The following is a 15,000-nucleotide window of genomic DNA, read 5'->3' as shown; positions in this document are numbered from 1 at the left end:
CACCTCCGCTCTCCAACCGCCGGAGAGATCGACCTGACAGGTACGCTGGCCGCCATGGAGATCATCACGGGTGCGGGTGAGTGGGCGCAGCCCGCCGCGGGGGCCGCCAACGATTGGGTTGAGCAGCTCAAGGTGCCGGACCTGTCCGTTGGCACCTACTGCATCCCGGCCGGCGGGGTCGACGACCAAAGTCCGCACACCGAGGACGAGATCTACGTGGTGACCAGAGGTCGGGCCCGGATCGTGGCGGCGAGCGGTGAGACGGAGGTCGGCCCCGGAGCGGTGATCTTCGTTCCGGCGGGCGAGGAACACCGCTTCGTGGACATCACCGAGGATCTGGCACTGCTGGTCGTGTTCGGCCCGGCCTACGGCTCGCGCGGCGGTTCCCGGGCCTGACGCGCCCCGGGGGCACCGGTCGGCGTGGGGAGGCCGGATTTCGGCAGGTGCGGAGCGGTTCAGCGACATGAATAGCTCCAAAAATGCATAAAAAGGACTAAATACTGTAAGTGGCTTATGGCGGCCATTAGGCGACAAGTGCCGGTGACGCCGTGCGGCGAGGAGCGGGATGCGGAGCCTCGCATTTCACCGGAATTCCTCAGCTTTCCCGAATCGCCCTCGAATTCGAAGATCCTCAACGGTTAGCATGACGGTGCACTCTGACTGTGCGCTGACAGGGTGACGTCGAGAAGATGGGGACGCCACATGGACACCGAGGGCTGGGCAGTCAGTGTGCCGACGGGGTACCAGGTCGGCGACTGGCGGGTGACCCGGCCCATCGCCTCCGGCAGCTGGGCCAGCGTCTACGAGGCACGGCCGGTGAGCGGCGACGCGGCGCCCGCGGCGCTGAAGTTCCTCCCCACCGGCACCGTCACCCGCCGCCAGCTGCGGCACCTGCGGGACATGACCCAGCGGGAGATCCGCCTCCACCACACGCTCCGGCATCCGCGCATCGTCCAGGTCAGCGAAACGCTCGTCGTGGAGGACGCGGGCGATCCGGAACTCGACGGTGCCTGTGTCCTGGTCATGGAACTCGCCGAAGGATCGCTGGCCGACCTGCTCCGCGCAGGGGCTCCGGGGACTCCCGTTCCCGGCGCGCCGAGACTGATCACGGAGATCTGCGAGGGACTGGCGCACCTGCACGCCGAAGGCTGGATGCACGGCGACCTCAAACCGAGCAACGTGCTCATGATGGCGGACGGCTCCATCCGGCTCGCCGACTTCGGCCTGGCCACGGAGATCGACGGGACTCACGGCTACCTTCCTCCCGCGGGGTCGATCGACCACGTGCCCCCGGAGCGCTGGAGTGAGCCGCTGACCGAGCGCGGCTACGCCGTACGGACCTCGGCCGACATCTGGGCGCTCGGCGTGACGGCCTGCCAGCTGCTCACCGGCCACCTGCCCTTCAGCGCCCCCACGGCCCGCGCGCGTTACGTCGCCGCCGCCGAGTACGCGGCCGGCGAGCGGCCCCTGGCGCTTCCCTCCTCGTTGCCGGACGCCTGGCGGAGCTGGATCGGCGACTGTCTGTCGCCCCGCCCGAGGTCCCGGCCCGAGGCGGCGCGCCAACTGCAGCGGGCCCGCGTGCTCGCCGGCACCGTACGCGCGCCAGGGCGGATCAGGACACGCGCCGTCGTGGGGATGGCCGCCGCCGCTCTCCTCACGCTCGCGTGCGGCTCGGGCGCGACGGCCGTGGACCACCGGCCTGACCCCTACGCGCGCTGGCTGCGCACCGACTCCGACATCCCGCGCGAATATCGCGGGCTGATCGTGCACGCCGGCACCTTGTGCGGCGAGCCCGGCCTGACCCCGGCGCTCGTCGCCGCGATCCTGAAGGCGGAGAGCGGCTTCGACCCCGACCTGTCCGATCCGGCCAAGGACGAGTACGGCCTCGCGCGGTGGACACCGTCCGTGATGCGCTTCTACCTTCCGGTGGACAGACGGGATGAGATCCCGACGCCTCCGCTGCCCCCCGAGGACTCCATCCCCGCCGTCGGTCGCTACCTGTGCGTACGGCTGCCGCTGCTGGCCGGGGTGCCCGGGGACCAGGGCCTGCTGGGGGCGGCGGCCTTCCGCTCCTCCGACGACGTGATCCGCCAGGAGAACGGCGTACCGGCCCGCTTCCAGCCGTATGTGGACCGGGTGCGCCGCTTCCGCGGCGACTATCAGCCGTGAACCGTGCGCGCGCTCAGCCGTCGAGCAGCGCCAGGTGGTCCTCGGTGACGAGGTCGAACCGGAGCGCGACGGACACCAGGGCGGCCCGCTGCCAGTCGGCCTTCCGCACGCCCGACGCCTCCTTGACGCGCAGTTTGGTCCTGGCCAGATAGTCGATGTGGAAGTTGACGGCGGGCCGGGTCAGCTCCACGCCGCCGGGAGCGCGCCGCAGGCGGTCCAGCACCTCGGGCACCGTGGGGATGACCGGAGACGAGCAGTCCCGCAGCCGCGGCTCGCACAGCGCGACCAGCACCAGGAAGTACTTCGCCGTCTCGTCCACGGCGAACGCCGACAGCGTCGGCTCCCCCGCCGTGCTCTTCGGCGCGTCGAAGTCGATGTAGCTGTGCTGTGAGGCGAACACCAGGAACGAGCACGACCGGTCCGCGACCGGCAGCACCACGCGGGCGAACTCGAACGGCACGGGCGCCGCGGCCCGCCCGGGAGCCACCTTGAGGAACTCGCCGCCGCCTTCGGGGTTCTCCACCACGAGGGTGGCGGCGCGGCTGAGGTTGGTCAGCAGCCAGTAGTCATCTACCGCCCTGATCGCCCCTGCCCGCCGCGAGACCCCGGGATGGTGCAGCGGGAAGTCGACGTGAGCGGATCGGTCACCGCGACCGAAGCTGACCTCACGACCGGGAGGGACCTCCAGAGTGGACGATTCGGGCCCGGGGGCTTCAGCCTGCAGGAGGATCGTCCGCATTTTCTCTGGGTCCTCCACACGGATGACGACGACACCCTTGAATCTTCGAGGTTAGCAAATTCGCGATCACGTCAGACGATGTCAATGGTCCGGAAAACACGGACGCGCGGCGGATAACCGCAATCGCCGCCCGTGGATTTCCGGCACGTCGGAAATCCGGCATCCGCCGGGGAATCCGGCGGCGTAAGGAGGTGGAAATGTTCTCCGCGCGAGCGAGAGCCGGGCGAGCGGCGACGGGGGCCGCGATGCCGTTCCTGACACTGGCCGGAGCGCCGGCCTCCCAGGCGGCGCCGGCGACCACGACGTCCACAGGGGCGACGTCCGTGGATACGCCGTCCACCGGTGCGTTGTCCCCGGCCTCGGTCGTCCTCCCGATGGGGACGACGGTCGTACCCGGCGCCGGTGGCCGGACAGCCGGGGTGAGCCGGTGAGCACGCCCGCCGTCGACGACCTGCTCCGCGAACTCGCTCCGCAGGTCGTCGGCCTCCTCGCCCGCCGCTTCGGAGACTTCGACGCCACCGAGGACGCGGTGCAGGAGTCGATGCTGGACGCCGTCGCCCAGTGGCCCGCGCAGGGCGTTCCGGACAACCCGCGGGGCTGGCTCGTCCAGGTCGCCTACCGCCGGATGGTCGACCAGGTGCGCAACGAGCAGGCGCGGCGTCGCCGCGAGGAACTGATGGCCGCCCAGGATCCCCCGGAACGGCTCACCGCGCCCTCCGCCGAGGAGGCGCTCGAAACGGAGCGGGACGACACGCTGATCATGCTGTTCCTGTGCTGCCACCCCGCGCTGACCCCGGCGTCGGCGATCGCCCTCACCCTGCGCTCCGTGAGCGGCCTCACCACGGCCGAGATCGCCCGGGCATTCATGGTGCCCGAGGCCACCATGGCCCAGCGGATCAGCCGGGCCAAGCAGCGCATCAAGGCGTCCGGCGTGCCGTTCCGGATGCCTCCGCCCGGAGAGCGGGCGACCCGGCTCGGTTCGGTGCTGCATGTGCTGTACCTCATCGTCAACGAGGGGTACGCCAGCAGCGCGGGCCCCGACGTGCACCGCGTGGAGCTCTCCCGGGAGGCCATCCGGCTGGCCCGGCTGACCCATCGGCTGCTCCCCCACGACTGCGAGGTGGCCGGACTGCTCGCGCTGATGCTGCTCACCGACGCCCGCCGCCCCGCCCGCACCGACGGATCGGGGATGCGCGTCCCGCTCGCCGACCAGGACCGGAGTCTCTGGGACGGCCGCGCCATCGCCGAAGGCGTCGCGCTCATCACCCGCACCCTGGCCAGAGGCTCGGTCGGGCCGTATCAGTTGCAGGCGGCGATCGCCGCGCTGCACAGCGAGGCGGCGACGGCCGAGGAGACCGACTGGCCGCAGATCCTGGCGCTGTACGGCCTGCTGGAGCGGATGTCCGACAACCCGATGGTGTCGCTCAACCGCGCGGTCGCCGCCGCCATGGTCCACGGCCCCGCCACCGGTCTGGACCTGCTCAAGGCGCTCGACGGCCGCCTCGCCGGGAACCACCGCTTCCACGCCGCCCGGGCCCACCTGCTGGAGATGGCCGGCGACCGCCGGGCGGCCATCGAGGACTACCGTACGGCGGCGAGCCGGACGACCAGCATCCCCGAGCGCGACTACCTGACCACCCGCGCCGCCCGGCTCACCGCTCGGACCGCGTCCCCGCCAAGCGAGCAGCTCGACACGTGAGGGTCCGGGCGCGCGAAGCCGCTCCGGGTGCGACGGCGGGGTTCTGTCTCCTCGGAATCAGTCGCGCGCACCTGGGAGTACGGCGACGGCTTCGACTTCGACGAGCTGGTCGTTGTAGCCGAGCACGGTCACGCCGAGCAACGTGCTGGGCACGTCATGCTCACCCATGTACTCCCGGTACACCTTCCACGCCGTGACCAGGTCGCTCCGCCGGGAGGAGGCCACGTAGACGGTGGTCTTGGCGACATCGGTCAGTGACGCGCCCGCCCCTTCCAGCGCGGTTACGAGGTTGCGCATCACCTGGTGCGCCTGGCCGGCGTAGTCGCCGACCGCGACGGTCTCGCCGTTGAGATCAAGGGGGCATGCGCCGGCCACCCAGATGGAACGCACCGGCGCGTCGGCGACCGCGGCATAGGCGTAGTCCACCTGCTGCGTGAGCTGGTGATTGCGGATCAATCTGACACCGTTGCTCATATCGTGCTCCTTCTCGAAGATTCGGGCCAGCTCGGTGAGCGGCCCAGGATTGCGACGATCTCATCCAGACGTGACCCGCCCGAGCACGTGAGCGGCGGCGCGAAGGCCGCCCCGGGCTCTTCGCGCGCCTTGCCGCCGGGTACGGCTTCCGCCACGGCGAGAGCCACGTCCAGCAGGTCCGGCGGGAACACGACCTCGGTCCCCAGCGCCTTGGCGAGATCCCAGGAATGCACCACGTAGTCGATGAAGTGAAAGCTGATCGCCTGTGTCCCGGGGAAGACGCTCCCGCTTCTCACCTCGGGCAGCGGGAACCCCCGATCCAGCACGTCGTCGACGGCGAAGGCCGCCATGACGTGCTCGGCTGCGACCCGATAGCTCGCCACGGGGTCGTCGCCGAGAGAACGCAGCTTCCACCGGGCGAGATCGCCGTCTCCCCCGGACGCCGCGGCGAAGCCGTAGTGCTGCGTGGCCATGTGCGCGAGCAGGCCGTACACGGTCCATCCGAGGCAGGGCGTCGGACGGGACAGGTCTGCGGGCCGCACTTGAGCCGCCACCTCGACGCTGGCACGGACGGCCTGCGTGTCGAGTGCGACAAGATCGGCTTTTGCCATCACCTCATTTATGTGCATTCGCATATGATCTGCATATGCTTATGATCTCGTCAAGTGGATATCTTGGACCCGTGACGGGCCGCCGCGACATCGCTGAGATGCTGCATCCTCTTCTGCAGTCGCTCATCGCGGCGGAACTACCGGTGCTGGCGGCGCATGGAGTCTCCATGTGGGGCTACGCCGTACTGGGCGCCCTGGATGACGGTTCGGTACGCACCCAGGCCGCACTCGCCGAAGCGATCGGCGCCGACAAGACCCGCATCATCAGCACCCTTGACAGGCTGCAGGCGGCCGGGCTGATCACCCGCGAACCGGACCCTCGGGACCGCCGCGCGCGGATCCTCACGATCACCGATGAGGGCCGCGAGGTGCGCGGATCGGTGCGGGCCGAGATCCAGGCCAACGAGGAGCGCTTGCTCGCGCGCCTGCCCGAGGCAGACCGTCACGGCTTCCTCCGCGCCCTGCATACGCTCTACCGACTGCCCCGCGAAGAGATCATCGAGAGGACTCCGCTCGATCGGCGCCCCACTCAGCGATCGAACGCGACTCACAACCGCTGATCTTCCACCACCGCCCCGGGCGGACATCTACCAGCGAGGCGACACAGCCGGTTCAGACGTGGGCGAGTACTCGGGTGGAGGCGTCGAGGATGTCGCCCATAGCCGAACGGGCCCGGGCGAGGTCGGCTATGCGGGAGTCCAACTCGCCCAGCTGGGTTCTGATGTGGTCGAGAACGGGAGCCCCGGCATCGTTGCGACCCCGCTGCTGCGCGCCGTGGACGGACTGCCCGAGCACATGGAAGGGTAGCCCGAAGGCTACTTCGGCGAGATGAGGAGTCGCTATCCGGAGGACAGCGCACTCTGACCGAGCCGCAGCGGACCGGCGAGAGTTCCCGACGGAGTGAGCGTCTGTCCGGCCGCTGTCGGCAGGTCGTTACGAGCGCGGGCTCACGTGGCGGCGGCGTCGAGCAGGATCCGCGCGAGCTCGCGCGGCTGGGAGAACATCGGCCAGTGGCCGGTGTCCATCTCGACGAGCCGCCAGTTCTCACTGGTCAGCAACTCGACCACGTCGGGGGTCGGCTTGTCGCCGTCGAGCAGGCACTTGATGTACGTCGCCGGCAGCTCGCCGAGCGGCCGTTCCAGCACGGCCGCCTCGGTCAACGACGCCCCCGGGTGCGGCGTCGAGCCGGCCACGATCCGGGCGATCTGGTCGTCGGCGAGCCCCTGGCCGTCGTAGTCGGCCGCGGCCAGTGGCGGCCAGAAGCCCTGATTTTCGGCGATCGACTCCTCCACCACCCGGCCGTAGGGGTGGGTGACGAACGCCGCCCCGGGCCTCGGAACGTTCGAGTCCACGAAGACCACGCGGGTCAGCCGGTCCCCGATCCGCTCCGCGGCCTGTCCCACCGGGATGCCCGAGTAGCTGTGCCCGGCCACGACGACCTCACGTAGGTCGAGCCGTTCGACCAGATCGACGATGTCCTGGACGTGGGTCTGCTGACCGGCCGGCACGCCCCGCTTCTCGGCGAGGCCGGAGAGCGTCAACGGGTGAGCGCCGTGGCCCGCCGCGCGCAGCTCCGGCACCACCTCGTCCCAGGCCCACGCTCCCAGCCACGCCCCGGCAACCAATACGAATTCCGCCATGGCGGAAACCTAGCGAAGCCGGCCGACAATTTCCGCCCCCCGTCACCGCACCCGGCCGCCGATCCGCCGCATCCGCCCGATGGATCCGACGTGATGCGCTGAGCATCCGAAGGGGCGCGGAGCGCACCGCCCGGACATCTTCAGGTGACACGCAGTGGTAACAGACTTCCACTTTCTCCGGAAGCGGATACGGAGAGAAGGCCGTGTATAGGGACTCCAGCACGCGATCGAGATCAGACGGTATGTCCACGCTTGGAGGCTATTGCCGTCAAAACCTGGACGCCAACCACTCTCCGCTCAAGAGGACAAGTAATTGTCGACACCTGCGGATCTGAGCCGTTTTTATGCCGCCATCGGCTTATGCGTGAGGATCTGGATCCCGGTTGACTCGTGCCCATTCATGGTGGACACCGTGATGGTTCGGGCATCGACGGGTTCGAATTCGGCGAGCAGGCCGGAGAGCCACTCGCGAGAGTGATGGCGGCAGACGGCGCCGTCGCCTGTTTCGAACACGCCATAACAGCCGTACTCCTGCACATACCGGTCGTACCGGCTGCGGTTGCGTTCGTCGTCTTGCAGCAGAAGATCGCTGACGTAGAGGATCCCGCCGGGCTTGAGGATGCGGTTCAGCTCGGAGATCAACCGGTGTTGGGCTTCATCGCTGGGGACGCAGGTCAGCACGGCGAAAAGCAGGACCGCGTCAAAGCTCGCGTCCGGGTAGGGCGAAACGGGTGGTGCATCCAAGATCGCGAAGCGCATGGCAGGGTGCAGACCGCGGGCCCGTTTGATCATTTCTGGCGAGGTGTCCGCGCCCGTGAGGTTGTGAAATCCGCGCTGTTCGAGCTCCTCCATGATGCGGCCGTATCCGCATCCATAGTCGAGGATCGCAGCGTTTGCGCTGATCCCGTCGAGCCAAGGCAGATGGAGCGGATGAGTGAACGTCTTCGTGGCCGCGACGGCATCCCAGTAGGAAACCTGGCTGTCAAAGTCGGACACGGCAGATGCCTCTCTGGGCGCTCGGCTGAAGCCGCTCATCCTGCCATGGCTGTGCAGCGCTCGACGAGGTGCGATCGTCGGCGGGGGCCGTACGGCCCGGGCCCCCGCCGACGGGTCACGCCGCGGCGGCGACCGGCAGGGGGCCGGTCATCCATAGAAGAAAGTATGCAAGGCCCTGGATCCGTTACCGCCGGACAAGGCTGACGAGGCTTGGCGGGACATCGGCGTACCGCTCAGCCACCGCGCCAGGCCGGCCCCATTCTCCGCGCCCAAGGCGCATCACCGGCCGTCCCGCCATGGCCGCACCGACAGGCCCACGCCGGTCGCGACGGGTTGTCCGACGTCACCTCCTCTCCAGCACCATGGCCTTGCCGGGCCAGGGTCGTGCCGCAGGTCGTCCCACGTGACGTAAAGCCCGTCGAGGAACGGCTTCGCCTGGCGCGCCTTCAACTCGCCGCGCACCCTGCGGAGGACCTCCACATCGGGCCGCCCGCCGGCCACCGCGACGAAATCGATGTCGTTCCCGCCCGGCCGGTAGTCGCCGAGCGCGATCGACCCCCGCACGCTCGTCGAACACGCCGACGCGGCGATCCGCCTGAGGGGAGGTCGCGCCAGGCGATCTCCACAGTCAGTACAAGTGTTGCCTTTCATAGCACTCCTGCTACATTTCTTATGAAGACTTAGACAGGAAGGTGGGCCGTGACAGTCGTGAGCGAATCAGCCGCATCGGTACTGAACCCCAGGCCGCCAGACGAGACCACCGTGCTCGATGTCCGCGACCTGCGGATGCGATACGGCACAGCTGACGTGCTCAGTGGGGTCACCTTCGGGGCGCGCCGCGGTGAGGTGCTCGCCCTGCTCGGGCCGAACGGGGCGGGCAAGACGACGACGATCGAGATCCTGGAAGGTTTCCGGATGCGGTCAGCCGGACACGTCGAGGTGCTCGGTGTGGACCCGGCCCACGGGGACGAGCGATGGCGGGCGCGGCTCGGCGTGGTGCTGCAGTCCTGGCGCGATCACGCCAGATGGAGGGTGGGCGAGCTGCTCGCGCACCTCGCCTCCTACTACGTGCCCTACTCCACGGAGCGGATCCGCCGTCCATGGGACGTCGACGAGCTTGTCAGCGCGGTCGGGCTGACCGAGCACGTCAAGAAGAAGGTCGGGCAGCTGTCCGGCGGTCAGCGGCGCCGGCTCGATGTGGCGATCGGCATCGTGGGCCGCCCGGAGCTGCTTTTCCTCGACGAGCCCACCGTCGGGTTCGACCCGGAGGCGCGACGGGAGTTCCACGACCTTGTGCATCGTCTCTCCGACAGCGACGACACCACGATCCTGCTCACCACGCACGATCTGGACGAGGCCGAGAAACTGGCCGACCGCATCCTGATCCTGGCCGGAGGGTCGATCATCGCCGACGGTTCGGCCGACGAGCTGTCACGGCGGATGCCGACGGAGGCGGAGGTACGGTGGAGCCACGACGGCGGGCGTTTCGTGCACACGACAATCGAGGCCACGCGGTTCGTTCACGAGCTGTTCAACCAGCATGGCGATGCCATCTCCGACCTGGAGGTGCGCCGGGCCAGCCTGGAGGACACCTACATGGCCCTGGTGCGTGAGCACGAAGCCGGCCGGAATGTGGCCGCGCATCCTTTCGGAGTCCGGGAGCGCTCCGGGACCGATGAGGTGGTGGCCCGATGAACGCGACATCGATCGCCGTACGAGCAGGGCTGAAGCGCGGTCTGCTTGAGCTCAAGCAGAGCCTCACCAGCCCTCAGGACATCGGGTCCAACCTGTTCTTCTCAGCGATCCTGCTGGTCGCCATGCTGTTCATGCGAGGCTCGACGGTCGCGGGCACGAACTTCTCCCTGGGGTCCATGACCTTGCCGAGCGTTCTCGGCATGGGCGTCGCCTCCGGCGGGCTGATGACTGTGACACAGTTGCTCGCGATCGACCGCGATGACGGCACCCTGCTGCGTGTCAAGGCGATCCCCAACGGGATGCTGGGCTACCTCATCGGCAAGATCGTCCGGGTGTCCGGGATGACCCTGATCGCGCAGGCCATCGTACTGATCCCCGGCCTGTTCATCTTCGACGGCCTGGCGACAGGCAGTCTCGGCTCGTGGGTGACCCTGGCGTGGGTGCTGCTGTTGGGCCTGGTGGCGACCATGCCGATCGGCGCGATCACCGGATCCCTGTTCTCCAACCCCCGCAGCTCAGGGCTGCTCATGCTGCCCATCATGGGGCTCACCGCCACCTCAGGCATCTTCTATCCGATAACCCAGTTCCCGGAGTGGTTGCAGTGGATCGGACAGGCTTTCCCGATCTACTGGCTTGGGCTCGGGATGCGCTCGGCACTGCTCCCCGACACAATGGCGGCCGTGGAGATCGGCGGCTCCTGGCGTCACCTGGAGACCGTCGGAGTCCTCGGGGCCTGGGCCGTCGCCGGACTGGTGGTGGCGCCGATGGTGCTGCGCCGGATGGCGCGTCGCGAGTCCGGGTCAAAAGTGGCGGCCCGTCGCGAGAAGGCCATGCAACGCCTGTCGTGACGCCGCCGCACATACCGGAACCCGCTGAACCGCACGAGAAAGACGAACGCCATGAGCGAGGTGATCTACAACCGCATCGCCATGCTGCGCGCGGAACGCGGGATCTCCCGCAGGCAACTCGCCGAAGCCCTCGGGGTCCACTACCAGACGGTGGGCTACCTGGAGCGCGGGGAATACAGCCCCAGCCTGCACCTGGCCCTGCGAATCGCCGCGTACTTCGAGGTCCCGGTGGAGGTCGTCTTCTCCACCGCCCCGTTCCCTCGTATCGGGGCCGCAGAGCGCGGCGTATGACAGGCGCGCGTAGAGCGCATGCGCCCACCGCGGCGGCACGGACCACAAGATCGCGAACGCCATGGACGGGAGGGTCGCTCCTGCCGAACAAGGCGAGTGGTCACTGAGCACGACACCCGCATCGGCCGACGGCACGCCAACGGCACGAGCCTCGTTTCCACAGGTGGGAGACGAGGCTCTTTTCCGCTGGTGGCGGTGCCGCCGCCCAGACCTCCTTGTTCCGCACCTCGATCGCGGTCTCATCGCGCGGCCGCCATCTGGATGCGCCCGAAGCTCATGGTCGGACGCGGTCGAACTCCCAGGGATCATGTGCGGACACGACGGTCACCTCATCCCCGTGTTCGCGCACGAGCGCGCGCAGCCGGGCTTGGGTGTCGAGGCGGCCCGCTCGGTCGACCTGCGATTCATGCTGCACGATGTCCATGAGCGGATGCCCGTGAGGGGGGTCACCGTCCAGTTCCCGGTGGTAGAAGTAGGCGTCGCCCGCGTGCAGCAGCCATCGGTCATCATGCCGTACGGCCACTCCGGCATGACCGGCGCTGTGACCGCCGAGCGGCACCAAGAGGATCTCCGGCGGCAGCCCCTCCAGCGGACGCGCCCCGGGGAACCCGAACCAGTCCTGACCGCCGTCGCTGCCGTAGGTGATCCAGTGCGGATCGTGCGCCCAGTGGGCGGGGCGGTAGCGGCGGCTCGGGGCCTCGGCCAGCGCGGCCCTGTATTCGGCTTCCACCACATGAACCCTCGCCTGCGGGAAGTCGGGCAGCCCGCCGGAGTGGTCCACATCCAGGTGCGTGACCACGATGTCGCGAACATCCGCGGGGTCATGCCCTAGACGGACGATCTGACGGACGGCGGTCTCATCTGGGTCCAGAAGCGGTTCGGTCAGCGCGACCCAGTCGGCGGCCAGCGACTCCTCGGGCCGTCGGACATCGTCCAGTCCGAGGCCGGTCTCCACCAGCACGAGGCCGGCGTCATCGGTTTCGACCAGCAGAGCGTGGCACACGATCGGCCTGGGAGTGAGGGCGCTGTAGGTCGCCTCGATCTCCCTCAGCGACCCGACGTTCAGGTGATGGATCTTCATGCGCCCTAGACTGCAACTTGAACCGCGATTCAAGTCAAGGAGACAAGGAAGTCACCGGGGTGGACGAGACACTGCTGGATATCGGCGAGGTAGCCGAGCGCACCGGGCTGGCCCCTTCGGCGCTGCGGTTCTACGAGCGCAAAGGTCTCATCTCCAGCACCGGCCGCAACGGTCTGCGCCGCGCCTACCGACCCGAGGTGCTGGAACGCCTCGGACTGATCATGTGCGCTCGCAGTGCCGGCTTCGGAATCGCCGAAATCGGCTCATTTCTGGGAGCCGGCCCCGGCGACCAGGAGGTACGCGAAAAAATGGCGGTCAAAGCCGGGGAGTTGAACCAGCGCATCGCCCAGTTGATCCGGTTGCGCGACGCTCTCGACCACGCCGCGACCTGTGACCACGAGCCGCTGACGGAATGTCCCGACTTCAAGCGAGCCGTGTGGAACGCCCGAACTGAATCGACCGCCTCTTCTCATTGATGCGGAGCCGCAGAACGCCGCCCCACCGCCTCGGCCTACTCGTTCAGCCGACCGACGTCCACCCTGGGCGCGGACCTCAGCCAAGGCGACGCCGAGACCTCCGTCGAACCTGTCTCGGTCCTGCGGCCCAGCCGGCGCCCGGCGGATAGAACGCAGATCCTTCTCCGGCCAGATGTCTTCGGTGCGCTCATGCGGTCGCACACTCATGCCGTCGGCGTACGTACAGGTACTTCCGGAGCCGATGACGACCGTTTCCGAGAGAGGGTCCGATGTGCTTGCGTCGCGTCCCCGGCGGGGTTCGGCTGGAGGATTCCACGGTTAGCACGGTGTGTAGGTTGAGGTTGTGGATCTTCCTGCCTATTGGCTGCCCCGGCCGCCCTTCAGCCCGGACGACAAGACCCTGGCCGACTTCGCCTCGTTGCTCGCTGACGCGGTTGCCCAAGGACCCGGCAAACCGATTCCCTATGCATTGGCCGCGCCGAAGTGGCAGTTCCTTTGCTACGTCGCCGAGCAAGCCGGATACGTTCTCCACGGCTCGAACAATCCCTCGGTCGAACGCTTCGAACCACGCCGGTCCTACGACAGCGACGACTTCGGTAATCGCACAGCCGTCTATGCGGCGTCGGACGGCATCTGGCCGATGTTCTACGCGATACTCAAGCGTGATCATCCGCTGTCGATGATGAACTCGTGTAGGGACCTCTCCGGAGAGCCCTACTACTACTTCTCCATCAGCCGGCCCGTACTCGACCTCGACCCATGGCAGGAAGGAACGGTCTATCTCCTCTCCGCCGAGGGGTTCGAGCATGAGCCTCCGACACGAGGTGTTCGCCAGCGCCAGGTGGCAAAACTGGCGCCGGCCCGGCCGGTGGCCAAGATCCGGGTGACTCCTGCGGAATTCCCATTCTTGAATGACGTGCGTGGACACGACGACGCGATGGTTCAGGCCCGCTCCGCAGCTGACCCCGACGGCTTTCCGTGGCTTGAGCCTTCCCCGTAAGCAATCGCCCCGGGAGCCGTACTGTCGCTTACACCCGTGCCGGGCGGGAAGCTCACGCACCCGCCCCAGCCGGCTACGGGCCCGGCTTCTGCTCGTGGCGATCACCCGGAGCCGAGACCCACACCGGAGGTATCAGTTCCTTTTGTCGCGATGCTCGGTTACGGCGCAGGCGATCGCTCCAAGCATGGCGATCATTGCTATTTGGAGGAAGGGGCCACTTTTGCCTTGTTCTCCGTTGAGGGCAAGGAACCCTCCGATGACAAGGCCGGCGGTGCCGATTGCGAGAAAGACGTTTCGGCCTGTGAGCCCAAAGAGTCGAAGCACGGGGCGATGCTATGGCAAATGCTTTGAGCATGTCAGCGGGAAAAAGGCGGTGCTCTACTGACACGTGACGGCGCCGGCCCGAGCTGTCGGCGGCGAGGACCGGCCCCAGACCGCACGCCCCGCCGCCCGTGATACCTATATTCGGCAGCGGGCCCGAACTGCGGGCATTCCAGGCACTCGCGTGGGAAGACCTGGCCGTGGACTCGATGCGATAACGCCCTGATCAATCCAGGCACATATCCGATTGGCTGACCGATATGAAGTACGTCAACCCCAACGCGACGATCAACGGCCTTGACGGGGTGCTCGATCCCTCGGAGTACGTGCGACAGCTTCCCGCGCTCGCTCCTGACCTTCCTGTCGGTGCTCGGGCGTTCGCGACAGACGCCGGGCATTACGACTTCTCCAGCCGGCGATGCGTCAAGGACCTCGCGCTCGGGCGGGTCACGGTCACCGAGGACGACGCCGGAATGCGGCTGGACATCGGCTTCCGGCACAACTGCTGGAAGCACGAGGAAGACCTGAGCATCGGCTATGTCGGCGTGTCCGCCATCTCGCTCGACCTGCGCCGCGAGGATCTGTATCGCAGTGTCGTGATCCTGGACGAGGTCCTGCCGCACGCCGACGGCTGTACGCATGAGATCGCTCTTTGGCCCGTCGGCATGGTCATGGTGACCTGTCGTGACCTGGAAGCTGTCTGGTCTGCGGCCGACTGCCCCGACGAGCACTGACGCACTTGACCTACCAAGTTCGCCGACCATCCGGCTTCAAGCCCGAGCATCCGCGAGACGCGTCCTGCGACGAGGGCCGACTCCGCCACCAGGCGAGCGGCCGGCCGACCAGGCGTCGTGTCGTGGCGGGCCTGTCCTGAGCCATGCCTGAGGCTGCTGTGTCCGCGATGCGCGGAAGATCGCAGAAGTCCTGCCACGCAAGGCGCGCGGTCACTTAGCGAGATCG

Annotated in this window: 20 protein-coding genes; 12 read left to right on the top strand and 8 right to left on the bottom strand. The window is 68.0% G+C overall.

What is annotated here, in order from left to right; genetic code table 11:
* Positions 1 to 54 precede the first annotated feature (54 nt).
* Together ACQP1V_RS11795 and ACQP1V_RS11790 are read left to right on the top strand one after the other, a co-directional pair.
* Positions 55 to 396, top strand: a complete 342-nt coding sequence (locus ACQP1V_RS11795) for a cupin domain-containing protein (RefSeq protein ID WP_387412533.1) — start codon at positions 55 to 57, stop codon at positions 394 to 396.
* 306 nt (positions 397 to 702) lie between these two features.
* Positions 703 to 2,169 carry a serine/threonine-protein kinase gene (locus tag ACQP1V_RS11790; protein WP_433421940.1) on the top strand — a complete coding sequence of 489 codons (1,467 nt, stop codon included), beginning with the start codon at positions 703 to 705 and terminating at the stop codon, positions 2,167 to 2,169.
* A 13-nt stretch (positions 2,170 to 2,182) separates the two neighbouring features.
* Here ACQP1V_RS11790 and ACQP1V_RS11785 read toward each other — a convergent pair whose 3' ends face one another.
* Positions 2,183 to 2,908 carry a hypothetical protein gene (locus ACQP1V_RS11785; RefSeq protein ID WP_433421937.1) on the bottom strand — a complete coding sequence of 242 codons (726 nt, stop codon included), beginning with the start codon at positions 2,906 to 2,908 and terminating at the stop codon, positions 2,183 to 2,185.
* Between the two features lie 197 nt (positions 2,909 to 3,105).
* Here ACQP1V_RS11785 and ACQP1V_RS11780 point away from each other — a divergent pair, with 197 nt between their 5' ends.
* Both ACQP1V_RS11780 and ACQP1V_RS11775 read left to right on the top strand, forming a co-directional pair.
* Positions 3,106 to 3,339, top strand: a complete 234-nt coding sequence (locus tag ACQP1V_RS11780) for a hypothetical protein (RefSeq protein ID WP_387412537.1) — start codon at positions 3,106 to 3,108, stop codon at positions 3,337 to 3,339.
* Positions 3,336 to 4,607, top strand: coding sequence for an RNA polymerase sigma factor (locus ACQP1V_RS11775; RefSeq protein ID WP_433421933.1), 1,272 nt, complete (start codon positions 3,336 to 3,338; stop codon positions 4,605 to 4,607). The genes ACQP1V_RS11780 and ACQP1V_RS11775 overlap by 4 nt, the downstream gene beginning before the upstream one ends.
* Positions 4,608 to 4,664: 57 nt before the next feature.
* Here the strand turns inward: ACQP1V_RS11775 and ACQP1V_RS11770 are convergent, their stop codons facing one another.
* Together ACQP1V_RS11770 and ACQP1V_RS11765 are read right to left on the bottom strand one after the other, a co-directional pair.
* The gene (locus ACQP1V_RS11770) at positions 4,665 to 5,081 is read right to left on the bottom strand and encodes a RidA family protein (RefSeq protein WP_433421930.1); all 417 of its coding nucleotides are present in this window, start codon (positions 5,079 to 5,081) and stop codon (positions 4,665 to 4,667) included.
* Entirely contained in the window at positions 5,078 to 5,692 is a 615-nt protein-coding gene (locus tag ACQP1V_RS11765; protein ID WP_433421928.1) for a TIGR03086 family metal-binding protein, read from the bottom strand. Before ACQP1V_RS11765 ends, ACQP1V_RS11770 begins: the two co-directional genes overlap by 4 nt.
* A gap of 71 nt (positions 5,693 to 5,763) precedes the next feature.
* Here ACQP1V_RS11765 and ACQP1V_RS11760 point away from each other — a divergent pair, with 71 nt between their 5' ends.
* Positions 5,764 to 6,252: a MarR family winged helix-turn-helix transcriptional regulator gene (locus ACQP1V_RS11760; RefSeq protein WP_433421926.1), complete on the top strand. Its 489-nt coding sequence runs from the start codon at positions 5,764 to 5,766 to the stop codon at positions 6,250 to 6,252.
* A gap of 52 nt (positions 6,253 to 6,304) precedes the next feature.
* On the opposite strand, the gene ACQP1V_RS11755 is transcribed toward ACQP1V_RS11760, so the two are convergent.
* The 4 genes from ACQP1V_RS11755 to ACQP1V_RS11740 all read right to left on the bottom strand — a co-directional run bounded on the left by ACQP1V_RS11755 (position 6,305) and on the right by ACQP1V_RS11740 (position 8,892).
* Positions 6,305 to 6,487 carry a hypothetical protein gene (locus ACQP1V_RS11755; RefSeq protein ID WP_433421923.1) on the bottom strand — a complete coding sequence of 61 codons (183 nt, stop codon included), beginning with the start codon at positions 6,485 to 6,487 and terminating at the stop codon, positions 6,305 to 6,307.
* Positions 6,488 to 6,639: 152 nt separating this feature from the next.
* Positions 6,640 to 7,332 carry an alpha/beta fold hydrolase gene (locus tag ACQP1V_RS11750; protein WP_433421921.1) on the bottom strand — a complete coding sequence of 231 codons (693 nt, stop codon included), beginning with the start codon at positions 7,330 to 7,332 and terminating at the stop codon, positions 6,640 to 6,642.
* A 342-nt stretch (positions 7,333 to 7,674) separates the two neighbouring features.
* Entirely contained in the window at positions 7,675 to 8,328 is a 654-nt protein-coding gene (locus tag ACQP1V_RS11745; RefSeq protein WP_433421918.1) for a class I SAM-dependent methyltransferase, read from the bottom strand.
* 279 nt (positions 8,329 to 8,607) lie between these two features.
* Positions 8,608 to 8,892 (bottom strand): hypothetical protein, encoded by a 285-nt coding sequence (locus tag ACQP1V_RS11740; RefSeq protein WP_433421915.1) that lies wholly within the window; start codon positions 8,890 to 8,892, stop codon positions 8,608 to 8,610.
* Positions 8,893 to 9,114: 222 nt separating this feature from the next.
* Between ACQP1V_RS11740 and ACQP1V_RS11735 the strand changes: the two genes are divergently transcribed.
* From ACQP1V_RS11735 to ACQP1V_RS11725, 3 genes are read left to right on the top strand one after another with little or no spacing between them, the layout of a single operon-like run.
* The gene (locus ACQP1V_RS11735) at positions 9,115 to 10,023 is read left to right on the top strand and encodes an ABC transporter ATP-binding protein (protein ID WP_433425806.1); all 909 of its coding nucleotides are present in this window, start codon (positions 9,115 to 9,117) and stop codon (positions 10,021 to 10,023) included.
* Positions 10,020 to 10,871, top strand: a complete 852-nt coding sequence (locus ACQP1V_RS11730) for an ABC transporter permease (protein WP_067130923.1) — start codon at positions 10,020 to 10,022, stop codon at positions 10,869 to 10,871. The genes ACQP1V_RS11735 and ACQP1V_RS11730 overlap by 4 nt, the downstream gene beginning before the upstream one ends.
* A gap of 51 nt (positions 10,872 to 10,922) precedes the next feature.
* Positions 10,923 to 11,162: a helix-turn-helix transcriptional regulator gene (locus ACQP1V_RS11725; RefSeq protein WP_067130920.1), complete on the top strand. Its 240-nt coding sequence runs from the start codon at positions 10,923 to 10,925 to the stop codon at positions 11,160 to 11,162.
* Positions 11,163 to 11,436: 274 nt separating this feature from the next.
* Here ACQP1V_RS11725 and ACQP1V_RS11720 read toward each other — a convergent pair whose 3' ends face one another.
* Positions 11,437 to 12,243, bottom strand: coding sequence for an MBL fold metallo-hydrolase (locus tag ACQP1V_RS11720; RefSeq protein ID WP_433421911.1), 807 nt, complete (start codon positions 12,241 to 12,243; stop codon positions 11,437 to 11,439).
* A 59-nt stretch (positions 12,244 to 12,302) separates the two neighbouring features.
* On the opposite strand from ACQP1V_RS11720, the gene ACQP1V_RS11715 reads away from it, so the two are divergent.
* From ACQP1V_RS11715 to ACQP1V_RS11700, 4 genes are all read left to right on the top strand, one after another.
* Positions 12,303 to 12,719, top strand: a complete 417-nt coding sequence (locus ACQP1V_RS11715; RefSeq protein ID WP_387412555.1) for a MerR family transcriptional regulator — start codon at positions 12,303 to 12,305, stop codon at positions 12,717 to 12,719.
* A 343-nt stretch (positions 12,720 to 13,062) separates the two neighbouring features.
* Positions 13,063 to 13,719 (top strand): hypothetical protein, encoded by a 657-nt coding sequence (locus ACQP1V_RS11710; protein WP_433421908.1) that lies wholly within the window; start codon positions 13,063 to 13,065, stop codon positions 13,717 to 13,719.
* 150 nt (positions 13,720 to 13,869) lie between these two features.
* Complete coding sequence (locus tag ACQP1V_RS11705; RefSeq protein WP_433421906.1) at positions 13,870 to 14,070, top strand: hypothetical protein; 201 nt, start codon at positions 13,870 to 13,872, stop codon at positions 14,068 to 14,070.
* A gap of 230 nt (positions 14,071 to 14,300) precedes the next feature.
* Complete coding sequence (locus ACQP1V_RS11700) at positions 14,301 to 14,774, top strand: hypothetical protein (RefSeq protein WP_433421903.1); 474 nt, start codon at positions 14,301 to 14,303, stop codon at positions 14,772 to 14,774.
* The last annotated feature ends 226 nt before the right edge of the window (positions 14,775 to 15,000 follow it).

The organism is Microtetraspora malaysiensis, from assembly GCF_050947145.1.
Classification (GTDB): domain Bacteria; phylum Actinomycetota; class Actinomycetes; order Streptosporangiales; family Streptosporangiaceae; genus Microtetraspora_A; species Microtetraspora_A malaysiensis.
The sequence above is the reverse complement of the archived record's forward strand: the minus strand, read 5'-3'. Positions and strand labels throughout refer to the sequence as shown.

Bases quoted from the DNA above. Each gene is read 5' to 3' on its own strand.
- ACQP1V_RS11795 (WP_387412533.1), top strand. From the start codon at position 55: ATGGAGATCATCACGGGTGCGGGTGAGTGGGCGCAGCCCGCCGCGGGG.
- ACQP1V_RS11790 (WP_433421940.1), top strand. From the start codon at position 703: ATGGACACCGAGGGCTGGGCAGTCAGTGTGCCGACGGGGTACCAGGTC.
- ACQP1V_RS11785 (WP_433421937.1), bottom strand. From the start codon at position 2,908: ATGCGGACGATCCTCCTGCAGGCTGAAGCCCCCGGGCCCGAATCGTCC.
- ACQP1V_RS11780 (WP_387412537.1), top strand. From the start codon at position 3,106: ATGTTCTCCGCGCGAGCGAGAGCCGGGCGAGCGGCGACGGGGGCCGCG.
- ACQP1V_RS11770 (WP_433421930.1), bottom strand. From the start codon at position 5,081: ATGAGCAACGGTGTCAGATTGATCCGCAATCACCAGCTCACGCAGCAG.
- ACQP1V_RS11765 (WP_433421928.1), bottom strand. From the start codon at position 5,692: ATGGCAAAAGCCGATCTTGTCGCACTCGACACGCAGGCCGTCCGTGCC.
- ACQP1V_RS11750 (WP_433421921.1), bottom strand. From the start codon at position 7,332: ATGGCGGAATTCGTATTGGTTGCCGGGGCGTGGCTGGGAGCGTGGGCC.
- ACQP1V_RS11735 (WP_433425806.1), top strand. From the start codon at position 9,115: ATGCGATACGGCACAGCTGACGTGCTCAGTGGGGTCACCTTCGGGGCG.
- ACQP1V_RS11730 (WP_067130923.1), top strand. From the start codon at position 10,020: ATGAACGCGACATCGATCGCCGTACGAGCAGGGCTGAAGCGCGGTCTG.
- ACQP1V_RS11725 (WP_067130920.1), top strand. From the start codon at position 10,923: ATGAGCGAGGTGATCTACAACCGCATCGCCATGCTGCGCGCGGAACGC.
- ACQP1V_RS11720 (WP_433421911.1), bottom strand. From the start codon at position 12,243: ATGAAGATCCATCACCTGAACGTCGGGTCGCTGAGGGAGATCGAGGCG.
- ACQP1V_RS11705 (WP_433421906.1), top strand. From the start codon at position 13,870: ATGCTCGGTTACGGCGCAGGCGATCGCTCCAAGCATGGCGATCATTGC.
- ACQP1V_RS11700 (WP_433421903.1), top strand. From the start codon at position 14,301: ATGAAGTACGTCAACCCCAACGCGACGATCAACGGCCTTGACGGGGTG.